The sequence below is a fragment of the Kitasatospora sp. NPDC096204 genome, from assembly GCF_044763205.1.
GTDB lineage: Bacteria > Actinomycetota > Actinomycetes > Streptomycetales > Streptomycetaceae > Kitasatospora.
Window position 1 is genome coordinate 1 of sequence record NZ_JBIWFT010000078.1, and the last position, 11,067, is coordinate 11,067.

The 11,067-nt window shown below is 72.4% G+C and carries 9 protein-coding genes and 1 pseudogene; 6 read left to right on the forward strand and 4 right to left on the reverse strand.

Annotated features, from left to right (window positions below; translation table 11 throughout):
• Window positions 1–316 precede the first annotated feature (316 nt).
• The 4 genes from ACIQ87_RS39820 to ACIQ87_RS39835 all read left to right on the forward strand — a co-directional run bounded on the left by ACIQ87_RS39820 (window position 317) and on the right by ACIQ87_RS39835 (window position 4,906).
• A complete protein-coding gene (locus tag ACIQ87_RS39820; RefSeq protein ID WP_402417108.1) occupies window positions 317–2,905 on the forward strand; it encodes an ATP-binding protein in 2,589 nt (862 codons plus the stop codon).
• A 119-nt stretch (window positions 2,906–3,024) separates the two neighbouring features.
• On the forward strand, window positions 3,025–3,705 hold the full coding sequence (locus ACIQ87_RS39825) for a response regulator (RefSeq protein WP_049657530.1): 681 nt from the start codon (window positions 3,025–3,027) through the stop codon (window positions 3,703–3,705).
• A 65-nt stretch (window positions 3,706–3,770) separates the two neighbouring features.
• The gene (locus tag ACIQ87_RS39830; RefSeq protein WP_392884363.1) at window positions 3,771–4,178 is read left to right on the forward strand and encodes an OB-fold nucleic acid binding domain-containing protein; all 408 of its coding nucleotides are present in this window, start codon (window positions 3,771–3,773) and stop codon (window positions 4,176–4,178) included.
• 2 nt (window positions 4,179–4,180) lie between these two features.
• Entirely contained in the window at window positions 4,181–4,906 is a 726-nt protein-coding gene (locus ACIQ87_RS39835) for a DUF3159 domain-containing protein (protein WP_402417111.1), read from the forward strand.
• Between the two features lie 96 nt (window positions 4,907–5,002).
• Here ACIQ87_RS39835 and ACIQ87_RS39840 read toward each other — a convergent pair whose 3' ends face one another.
• A complete protein-coding gene (locus ACIQ87_RS39840) occupies window positions 5,003–5,674 on the reverse strand; it encodes a TrkA family potassium uptake protein (RefSeq protein ID WP_359829049.1) in 672 nt (223 codons plus the stop codon).
• Complete coding sequence (locus ACIQ87_RS39845) at window positions 5,674–6,342, reverse strand: TrkA family potassium uptake protein (protein ID WP_360352915.1); 669 nt, start codon at window positions 6,340–6,342, stop codon at window positions 5,674–5,676. Before ACIQ87_RS39845 ends, ACIQ87_RS39840 begins: the two co-directional genes overlap by 1 nt.
• Window positions 6,343–6,590: 248 nt before the next feature.
• On the opposite strand from ACIQ87_RS39845, the gene ACIQ87_RS39850 reads away from it, so the two are divergent.
• Window positions 6,591–8,666 carry an APC family permease gene (locus ACIQ87_RS39850; RefSeq protein WP_402417114.1) on the forward strand — a complete coding sequence of 692 codons (2,076 nt, stop codon included), beginning with the start codon at window positions 6,591–6,593 and terminating at the stop codon, window positions 8,664–8,666.
• A gap of 383 nt (window positions 8,667–9,049) precedes the next feature.
• A complete protein-coding gene (locus ACIQ87_RS39855; RefSeq protein WP_402417117.1) occupies window positions 9,050–10,399 on the forward strand; it encodes a class I SAM-dependent RNA methyltransferase in 1,350 nt (449 codons plus the stop codon).
• Between the two features lie 168 nt (window positions 10,400–10,567).
• On the opposite strand, the gene ACIQ87_RS39860 is transcribed toward ACIQ87_RS39855, so the two are convergent.
• Both ACIQ87_RS39860 and ACIQ87_RS39865 read right to left on the reverse strand, forming a co-directional pair.
• The gene (locus ACIQ87_RS39860) at window positions 10,568–10,762 is read right to left on the reverse strand and encodes a hypothetical protein (RefSeq protein WP_402417116.1); all 195 of its coding nucleotides are present in this window, start codon (window positions 10,760–10,762) and stop codon (window positions 10,568–10,570) included.
• Between the two features lie 167 nt (window positions 10,763–10,929).
• A pseudogene (locus ACIQ87_RS39865) lies at window positions 10,930–11,067 on the reverse strand (IS110 family transposase); the annotation flags it as partial.

Consider the following 11,067-nt stretch of genomic DNA (forward strand, 5'->3'; position numbering starts at 1 on the left):
CCGATGGTACTGCAGGGGGGACCCTGTGGGAGAGTAGGACGCCGCCGAACAATTCTTCTGAAGAACCCCCATCCGGATTCCGGATGGGGGTTCTTCGCGTTTCCGGGCCCGTCGCGGATTCCTCCGCCCCTCCACCCCCTCCGCCCCTCCCGAACGACCCCCGCCGAGTGGCTGGTCCACCGTCAAAATGCCGCTAAAACCGCCTGATCAGCGCACTGATCAGCGGAAAATCGCGTCGCACACCGTAGTCTCGAAGGCGAGGGGAACAGGTGTCCGGGGGTGTCGTCCGGGCAGCGTCGGATCAAGAATGGTGCTCATGGGACGAGGCAGGCTGCGCATCTACCTCGGGGCGGCCCCCGGGGTCGGCAAGACGTACGCCATGCTCGCCGAGGCGCACCGGCGGCAGGAGCGTGGCACGGACGTCGTGGTCGCGTTCGTGGAGGACCACGGGCGCCGGCGGACCGCGGACATGGTCGCCGGGCTGGAGGTCGTGCTGCGGCAGCAGGTGGTGCACCGCGGCGCGCGGTTCTCCGAGATGGACCTGGACGCCGTGCTCGCCCGCCGCCCGCAGGTGGCCCTGGTGGACGAGTTGGCCCACACCAACGTCCCCGGCTGCCGCAACGAGAAGCGCTGGCAGGACGTCGAGGAGCTGCTGGCGGCCGGGATCGACGTGATCTCCACGGTCAACGTGCAGCACCTGGAGTCGCTCGGCGACGCCGTCGAGGGCATCACCGGGGTGCGCCAGCGCGAGACCGTCCCGGACGAGGTGGTCCGGCGGGCGGACCAGATCGAGCTGGTGGACATGTCCCCGCAGGCGCTGCGGCGCCGGCTGGCACACGGCAACGTGTACGCGCCGGAGAAGATCGACGCGGCCCTCGCCAACTACTTCCGCCCGGGCAACCTGACCGCGCTGCGCGAGCTGGCGCTGCTGTGGACCGCGGACCGGGTGGACGAGTACCTCCAGAAGTACCGGGCCGAGCAGGGCATCGAGGGCACCTGGCAGGCCCGGGAGCGGATCGTGGTGGGCCTGACCGGCGGGCCGGAGGGGGCGACGCTGATCCGTCGGGCGGCCCGGATCGCCGCCAGGGTGTCCGGCGGCGAGCTGCTCGCCGTGCACATCTCCCGCTCGGACGGACTGGTGGGCACCGGCTCGCCGCAGACGCTGATCGAGCAGCGCGCGTTGGTGGAGAGCCTCGGCGGCTCCTTCCACGCCGTCCTCGGCGACGACCCGGCCGCCGGACTGCTGGACTTCGCCCGGGGCGTGAACGCCACCCAGATCGTGCTGGGCACCAGCCGGCGGCCCGCCTGGCAGTACCTGTACGGGCCGGGCGTCGGCACCACGGTGACCAGGGAGGCCGGGGACATCGACGTCCACATGGTCACCCACGAGCACGCCGGGCACGGGCGCGGCAGGATTCCGGTCCGCCGGATCACCGACCTGGGCCGTACCCGGACCGTCGCGGGCTGGTTGATCGGGCTGGTCGGCCCGCCGGTGCTGGCGATCGTGCTGACCGGGATCGGCGGGCTGGGGCTCTCCACCGACATGCTGCTGTTCCTGTCGCTGACGGTGTGCGCGGCGTTGGTCGGCGGGCTGCTGCCGGCGATCGGCTCGGCGCTGGTCGCCTCGTCGGTGCTGAACTACTACTTCACCCCGCCGCTGCACACCTTCACCATCAACGAACCGCAGAACATCATGGCGGTGGCGATATTCACCATCGTCGGCATATCGGTGGCGTCGGTGGTGGACCTCGCGGCGCGGCGGACCCAGCAGGCGGCCCGCAGCCAGACCGAGGCGCAGACGCTCAGCGCGCTGGCCGGCACGGTGCTGCGCGGCGCGCCGAACGGCGACGGGGTGCTGACCGCGCTGATGGAGCAGGTTCGGGAGACCTTCGGGCAGGAGAGCGCCGCGCTGCTGGAGCGGTCCGATCCGCTCTCGGCCTGGGTGCCGGTGGCCACCGCGGGACCGCGCCCGCCGGAGCGGCCGGAGGAGGCCGACGTGGACGTCCCGGTCGGCGACAGTCTGGCGCTGGTGCTGCGCGGCCGGGTGCTGCCCGGGGCGGACCGGCGCCTGCTGGGGGCGTTCGCCGCGCAGGCCGCCGTGGTGCTGGAGCGCCGCCGGCTGTCCCGGGAGGCCGCCGAGGCCCGCCGGGAGGCCGAGGGCAACCGGATCAGGACCGCTCTGCTGGCCGCCGTCTCGCACGACCTGCGCACCCCGCTGGCGGGGATCAAGGCCTCGGTGAGCTCGCTGCGTTCGGCCGACGTCGAGTGGGACCCGGAGGACGAAGCCGAGTTGCTGGCCGGCATCGAGGCCGGGGCCGACCGGCTGGACCACCTGATCAACAACCTGCTCGACATGAGCCGCCTGCAGACCGGGACGGTCACCCCGCTGATCCAGGAGACCGACCTGGACGAGGTGGTGCCGTTCGCGCTCGGCGGGGTGCCGCTGGAGGCCGTCCGGCTGGAGGTGCCGGAGACGCTGCCGATGGTCCGGGCCGACGGCGGGCTGCTGGAGCGCTCGCTGGCCAACCTGGTGGAGAACGCGGTCAAGTACAGCCCGGACGGTGTGCGGGTGCTGGTCAAGGCCGACGAGCTGCGGCAGCCCGGGCAGCCGGCCCGGGTGGAGCTGCGGATCGTGGACCGCGGTCCGGGCGTGCCCGAGGACGCCAAGGAGAAGATCTTCGCGCCGTTCCAGCGGTACGGAGACGCGCCGCGCGGCGCCGGGGTGGGCCTCGGACTCGCGGTGGCGCGCGGCTTCGTCGAGGCGATGGACGGTACCGTCACCGCCGAGGACACCCCGGGCGGCGGGCTCACCATGGTGGTCAGCCTGCCCGTGGTCGAACGGCCGCCGGGAACGGGGGAGCCGGACGGCGAGGGGGGCGAGCCGCTCCCGGAGCTGGTCACCTGAGAACCCGGCGGCGCGCCGACCGGGCCCGTCGCCCCTCCCGGGGGCGCACGACCCATCGAAAGTCGTAGAGCCAGTCCCACAGTCCGTAAGTCAGACAGCCTGAAAGGCGGAGCCCGTAAATGACCCGGGTCCTCGTCGTGGACGACGAACCGCAGATCGTCCGCGCGCTGGTGATCAACCTCAAGGCCCGCAAGTACGAGGTGGACGCGGCCCATGACGGCGCGAGCGCCCTGGAGCTGGCCGCGGCCCGCCATCCGGACGTGGTCGTCCTCGACCTGGGCCTGCCCGACATGGACGGGGTCGAGGTGATCCGCGGCCTGCGCGGCTGGACCAGGGTGCCGATCATCGTGCTGTCGGCCCGGCACGCCTCGGACGAGAAGGTCGAGGCGCTGGACGCCGGCGCCGACGACTACGTCACCAAGCCGTTCGGCATGGACGAGCTGCTCGCCCGGATGCGGGCCGCCGTGCGGCGGGCCGAGCCGGTGGCCGGGGAGGCCGACTCGCTGGTCGTCACCGAGTCGTTCACCGTCGACCTCGCGGCCAAGAAGGTCAACCGGGACGGTGCCGACGTACGCCTCACCCCGACCGAGTGGCATCTGCTGGAGGTCCTGGTCCGCAACGCCGGGCGGCTGGTCAGCCAGACCCAGCTGCTGCAGGAGGTGTGGGGCCCGGCCTACCGCACCGAGACCAACTACCTGCGGGTCTACCTCGCCCAGCTGCGCCGCAAGCTGGAGCGCGACCCCTCGCACCCGCGCCACTTCATCACCGAACCGGGCATGGGATACCGGTTCGAGAGCTGACCGCGGGTGCCCCTGGCGGCTGAACGACCTGCCGCCAGGGGGCCCGAACCCGGTACCCTTCCGACATGAGTGGTGACAACAGCAGCGGCCAGCCGCAGGGGCGGTTCCGCCGCATGCTCAGCCGGCTGACCTCGTCGGCCGAGGAGCTGGACGCCGAGGAGCTGCGCCAGGAGAGCGCCGCGGAGTCCGGCTGCACACCGATCGCCGGCTGCGGGGACCGCCAGTTGGTCACCGTGGCGGGCACGTTGCGCACGGTGACGCTCCGGCCCCGGGCGGGCGTGCCCGCGCTGGAGGCCGAACTCTTCGACGGCACCGAGGCGTTGGACGTGGTCTGGCTCGGTCGCCGCTCGATCGCCGGGATAGAGCCCGGCCGCCGGCTGATCGCCAGCGGCCGGATCAGCCACGCACGCGGGCGCCGCGTGCTGTTCAACCCCCGCTATGAGTTGCGTCCGGTCGGACACGGGAGCGAATGAGCGTGAGCAACCAGCCAGGCGGCGAGACCGCCGCCCAGCTCGACCTGCCTGTCGACCCCGCGGACGCGGAGGCCGCCCGCAAGGCCGCCTCCAAGGAGGCCGCCGACACCGTGCTCCAGGCCTTCGGCGGCGTGCGCGGCATGATCGACATGACGCTGCCGGGCCTGGTCTTCATCGTCACGTACAACCTGACCCACCAGGTCAGCACCTCGGCCTGGGCCGCGCTGGGCCTGAGCGCCCTGTTCGTGGTGGCCCGGCTGGCGAAGCGGCAGACCATCCAGCACGCCTTCAGCGGGGTGTTCGGCGTCGCCCTCGGTGCCTGGATCTCGATGAAGAGCGGCAAGGCCGAGGACTTCTACCTGCCCGGCCTGCTCTGGAACGTCGGCTACTGCGTCGCCCTGGCGGCCTCCGCGCTGGCCCGCTGGCCGATGATCGGGGTGATGCTCGGCCCGATCACCGGTGAGATGTTCACCTGGCGCAAGGAGAACCCGGGCCGCCTGGCCGCCTACACCAAGGCGACCTGGGCCTGGGTGCTGATCATGGGCCTCAAGCCGGTGATCCTCTTCCCGCTGTACTTCACCCACAACGTCAACCTGCTGGGCTGGCTGAAGGTCGCCCTCGGCATCCCGCCGCTGCTGCTGGCGATGTACGTGACCTGGCAGATCCTGCTGAAGGCGCCGCCGCCGATCAAGGCAGAGCTCGACGACGAGGAGGAGCCGGCGAAGTAGCCGCTCCCGGCCGGACCGGCCAGGACCGGCCCCGGCGACAGCGGAAGGGCCCGCACCCCGGCGAGGGGTGCGGGCCCTTCCGCCGCCAAGGCGGCGCTACTGGGCGCCCGAGGTGGCCGAGAGCAGCTGCTCCAGCTCCTCCTCGCGCTCCTGCGCGGCGACGAAGAGCAGCTCGTCGCCGCCCTCCAGGGTGTCGTCCTTGCCCGGCACCAGCACCCGGCCCTCGCGGATGATGGTCACCAGCGCGGTGTCCTGCGGCCAGGCCACGTCGCCGACCCGGGTGCCGACCAGCTCGGTGTCGGAGGCGAGGGTCAGCTCGACCAGGTTGGCGTTGCCCTGGCTGAAGCGCATCAGGCGGACGAGGTCGCCGACACTGACCGCCTCCTCGACCAGGGCGGACATCAGGCGCGGGGTGGAGACGGCCACGTCCACGCCCCAGGACTCGTTGAAGAGCCACTCGTTCTTGGGGTTGTTCACCCGGGCGACCACCCGGGGCACCGCGTACTCGGTCTTGGCGAGCAGCGAGACGACCAGGTTGACCTTGTCGTCACCGGTCGCGGCGATGACCACGTGGCAGCGCTGGAGCGCGGCCTCGTCCAGCGAGGTGATCTCGCAGGCGTCGGCCAGCAGCCACTCCGCCATCGGGACCCGCTCCACCGAGATGGAGTTGGGGTTCTTGTCTATCAGCAGGACCTCGTGGCCGTTCTCCAGCAGCTCGCCCGCGATCGAGCGGCCCACGGCACCGGCCCCGGCAATGGCGACCCGCATCAGTGACCCTCCTCCTTCGGCCCCTGCGCGAACGCGGCCTCGACGGCCGTCAGGTCGGCCCGGCGCAGCATCACGTGCACCAGGTCGCCCTCCTGCACCACCATCTGGGGCGAGGGGAGCACTCCCTCGCCGAGCCGGGTGACGAACGCCACCCGGGCGCCGGAGGCCTCCTCCAGCTTGCTGATCCGGTGGCCGATCCAGCGCGGGTCGTACGCGACCTCGGCGAGCTGCACGCCACCGCTCGGGTCCTGCCACAGCGGCTCGGCGCCGCTGGGCAGCAGTCGGCGCAGCATCTGGTCGGCGGTCCAGCGGACCGTCGCCACGGTGGGGATGCCCAGGCGCTGGTACACCTCGGCGCGGCGGGGGTCGTAGATCCGGGCGGCGACGTTCTCGACGCCGAAGTTCTCCCGGGCCACCCGCGCGGCGATGATGTTGGAGTTGTCACCGCTGGAGACCGCGGCGAACGCGCCGGCCTCCTCGATGCCCGCCTCGCGCAGGGTGTCCTGGTCGAAGCCGACACCGGTGACCCGGCGCCCGTTGAATCCGGCGCCCAGGCGACGGAACGCGGTCGGGTCCTGGTCGACCACGGCCACCGAGTGGCCCTGTTTCTCCAGAGCTCTGGCGAGGGCGGAGCCCACGCGGCCGCAGCCCATGATCACGATGTGCACCGGCGCTTACCTCACCCGTCCCGAAGGGGCCTTGACCTGCGCAAACACCGTTCAGCTCCGTTTCCCGCCCGGTCGTCCGGGACGAGGTTCATCGTGGGGGCGCCGGCCCGGCAACGCTCGACAACCAGAGTGTTGCCCGCCGACTCGTATCCGACACGCTAGCCGGTCCACCGAACGCAGTCGCGACGAAGGGGGGGACAAACGGCGGAGCCTTGACCAGGGAGCCCCTACGATTCCTTAACGTGCCTATGCCGACTGACCTTCCGAAACGCATCCTGATCGGGCGCGCCCTACGCAGCGACAAGCTGGGCGAGACGCTTCTCCCCAAGCGGCTCGCGCTGCCCGTGTTCGCCTCGGACGCGCTCTCCTCGGTCGCGTACGCCCCCGAGGAGATCCTGCTCACCCTCTCCATCGCGGGCGCCTCGGCGATCCACTTCTCCTGGCAGATCGGCGTCGTCGTGGCGATCGTGATGCTCGCCGTGGTCGCCTCCTACCGGCAGAACGTGCATGCCTACCCCAGCGGTGGCGGCGACTACGAGGTCGCGACCGTCAACCACGGGCCGGCTGCCGGCCTGGTGGTCGCCAGCGCGCTGATGGTCGACTACGTGCTCACGGTGGCCGTGTCGACCACCTCCGGCGTCGCCAACGTCGTCTCCGCGGTGCCCGCGCTGCGCGGCCACGAGACCGTCCTGTCGGTGGTCGTGGTCGTGCTGCTGATGGGCATGAACCTGCGCGGTGTGCGCGAGTCCGGCAGCGCCTTCGCCGTTCCCACCTACGCCTTCATGGTCGGCGTGATCGGGATGGTCGGCTACGGGGTGTTCCGGCACTTCGCGCTCGGCCAGGACATGCCCGCCGAGAGTTCCACGTTCCACCTCGCCGCCATCCCCGGCAACGACTCGCTGGCCGGCTTCGCGATGGTGTTCCTGCTGCTGAAGTCCTTCTCCTCCGGCTGTGCCGCGCTCACCGGTGTGGAGGCGATCTCCAACGGCGTGCCGGCCTTCCGCAAGCCGAAGAGCAAGAACGCGGCCACCACGCTGCTGATGATGGCGAGCATCGCCGTCGTGATGTTCATGGGCATCATCTGGCTGGCCCGACTGACCGGTGTCCAGATGGCCGAGAACCCGACCGAGCAGCTCGTCGGCGCCTCGCCGGACTACCACCAGAAGACGGCGCTGGCGCAGATCAGCGAGGCCGTGTTCAACAACTTCACGCCCGGCTTCTACTTCGTCGCCGCCGTCACCGGTCTGATCCTGGTGCTGGCCGCCAACACCGCCTTCAACGGCTTCCCGGTGCTCGGCTCGATCCTCGCCCAGGACCGGTACCTGCCGCGCCAGCTGCACACCCGCGGCGACCGGCTGGCCTTCTCCAACGGCATCATCCTGCTGGCGATCGCGGCGATCCTGCTGATCCTCGCCTTCGACGCCGACCCGACCCGGCTGATCCAGCTCTACATCGTCGGCGTCTTCGTCGCCTTCAACATGAGCCAGTCCGGCATGATCCGGCACTGGACCCGGCTGCTGCGCACCGAGACCGACCCGGCCAAGCGCCGCCACATGCAGCGCAGCCGGGCGATCAACGCCTTCGGCCTGGTGATGACGATGGCCGTGCTGATCGTCGTCCTGGTCACCAAGATCGGCCACGCCTGGATCGCGATCGCCGCGATGGCCGTGCTGTTCGTGATGATGAAGGGCATCCGGCGCCACTACGACCGGGTCTCGGACGAGCTGACCGCCGCCGAGGAGCCGGACGACGTGGTGCTGCCCACCCGGGTGCACGCCATCGTGCTGGTCTCCAAGCTGCACAAGCCGGCGCTGCGCGCCCTGGCGTACGCCCGGCTGGCCCGGGCCCACACGCTGGAGGCCGTCACGGTCAACGTCGACCCGGCGGACACGGCGGCGCTGCGGCGGGAGTGGGACGAGCGCGGCATCGAGGTGCCGCTCAAGGTGCTGGACTCGCCGTACCGCGAGATCACCGGGCCGGTCCTGGACTACGTGAAGAACCTGCGGCGCAGCAGCCCGCGGGAGGTCGTCTCGGTCTACATCCCGGAGTATGTGGTCGGCCACTGGTACGAGCACCTGCTGCACAACCAGAGCGCGCTGCGGCTCAAGGGGCGGCTGCTGTTCAAGCCCGGCGTGATGGTCACCTCGGTACCGTGGCAGTTGGAGTCCTCGGAGCGGCGCAAGCCGCAGAAGGCCTGGTCGGCGCCGGGCGCCGTCCGCCGTGGCGAGCCGCGGGCGCCGAAGGCCGTAGAGTCGAAGGATTCCGTCTCCACCGGTGCGAACGCCGGTGACACCTCCGAGCGCAGCAAGGACTCCTCCCAGTGACCCGCAACACTCCGCCCCGTTCCTCGGGCTCCTCCGGCAAGGGCGCCCGCCGGGGCGGCTCCCAGCCCGGGCAGGTCTCCCGGCCGCGCTGGGGCCGGCCGGCCCGTCCGGAGGCCACCGACCGCGACGGCCTCACCGCGCGCACCGCGCCGATCGTCCCGGGCGAGCGGGAGGACCGCGGGCCCGCCGGGCCGGTCGCCGCGAAGGGCGCGGGCAAGGGCGCCGCGGGCAAGGGCGCCGCGGGCAAGGGCTCCGCGAGCAAGGGCGCGCCGAAGGGTGCGTCGAAGGGTGCGGGCAAGGACGCCGGCCAGGACGCGCCGAAGGGCGCCGCCGGGGCCGGCCGGAAGGCCCCGCGCAAGCAGGCGGTGCGGCCGCCCAAGGCGCTGCGCACCGCCGCCGCGCGGCCGTCGCGGCCCGAGGCGCCCTCCGGGGAGCCGCTGGCCGGGCAGCGCTACGAGGTCGAGGTCGGCCCGGTCGCGCACGGCGGCGGGCACTGCGTGGCCCGGCACGAGGGGCGGGTGCTGTTCGTGCGGCACGCGCTGCCCGGTGAGAAGGTCGTCGCGCTGGTGACCGACGGGACGACCACCTCGCGCTTCCTGCGGGCCGACGCGGTGGAGGTGCTGGAGCCCGCCAAGGACCGGATCGAGGCGCCCTGCCCGTTCGCCGGTCCCGGCAAGTGCGGCGGCTGCGACTGGCAGCACGTCACCCCGGGCGGGCAGCGCAAGCTCAAGGCGGCGGTGCTGACCGAGCAGCTGGCCAAGCTGGCCGGGCTCACCCCGGCCGAGGCGGGCTGGGACGGCAGCGTCGAGCCGGTCGGCGGCAAGCTGCCGGCCGGGCAGGTGCCGGCCTGGCGCACCCGGGTGCAGTACGCGGTGGACGCGGAGACCGGGAAGGTCGGCCTGCGCAAGCACCGCTCGCACGAGGTACAGGTGATCGACCGCTGCCTGATCGCGGCCGAGGGCATCACCGAGCTGGGCATCGAGTCCCGGGACTGGCCGGGTGTGGCGGGCGTCGAGGCGATCGCGGCGAGCGGCTCCTCGGACCGTCAGGTGGTGCTGACCCCGCGGGACGGCGCCCAGCTGCCGCTGGTCGAGCTGGACAAGCCGGTGTCGATCGCCCGGGTGGACGCGCAGGGCGACCTGCACAAGGTGCACGGGCGCTCCTTCGTTCGCGAGCGGGCGGCCGGGCGGACCTGGCGGGTCAGCAACGGCGGCTTCTGGCAGATCCACCCGGAGGCGCCGGACACCCTGGTCGACGCCGTGCTGGACGGTCTGGACCCGCAGTGGGGCGAGAACGCGCTCGACCTGTACTGCGGCGTCGGCCTGTTCGCGGGCGCGCTGGCCGACCGGGTCGGCGAGGACGGCGCGGTGCTCGGCATCGAGTCCGCCAAGCAGGCCGTGGTCGACGCCCGGCACAACCTGGCCGCGCTGGACAACGTGCGGATCGAGTGCGACCGGGTCGAGACGCTGCTGCCGCGCACCGGCATCACCGCCACCGACCTGATCGTGCTGGACCCGCCGCGCTCGGGCGCCGGCCGTGAGACGGTCGCCCACCTCGTCGGCCTGGAGGCGCGCCGGATCGCGTACGTGGCCTGCGACCCGGCGGCGCTCGCCCGGGACCTGAAGTTCTTCCACGAGGGCGGCTACCGGCCGGTCTCGCTGCGGGCCTTCGACCTGTTCCCGATGACGCACCACTTCGAGTGCGTGGCGATCCTGGAGCCGGTCGGGGAGTGATCCCGGGCCCTCGGGCACGCACGGCAGGAGGCGGTCACCCGTTCGGGGTGACCGCCTCCTGCGCGTTCGGGGAGCGGTCTCGTTCGGCGCGGCCTCGCTCGGGGCGTGGTCTCGTCCGGCGCGGCGCGCTCCGGGCGTGGTCTCGTTCGGTGCGGCCACCTTCGGGGGCTACTCGTTGTGCTCCTCCTCGTCGGCGCTGTGTGGCAGGTCGATGCCGTGCTGGGCGGCGAGCCGCAGGAGCGAGGCGACCCGGCCCTCGTACGCCTGGACGCCGTCGGCGTCCCCTTCGGCCCGGGCCGCGGCGAGGTCGCGGCGGGCCTGTGCGAGCTGCTCGCGCAGCTCCTGGTCGAACATGTCTGTCATCGGTCGGCCTCCGCACCGGTCGGCGCCCGCTCGGGGGAACGCGGGGGGGATTTCAGCGTCCCGGACGGTGCGGGAGTCTTCAAGTCCCGCACCTCCCGGTGGGGCACGGCGGCCGCGGACGGGGCCCGGGCCGGGGCGGAAGGTCAGACACCCCATGTCGTTGGGTGTCAAGCGGCGAGGGCTTGGGCGTGGTGCGACCAGGCGGTCGCTTCGTCGTAGAGGGTGCGGGTTTTGAGGCAGCCGTGGAGTATGCCGACCAGGCGGTTGCCGACCTGCCTCAGGGCGGGGTTGTAGCCGGCCTCGCG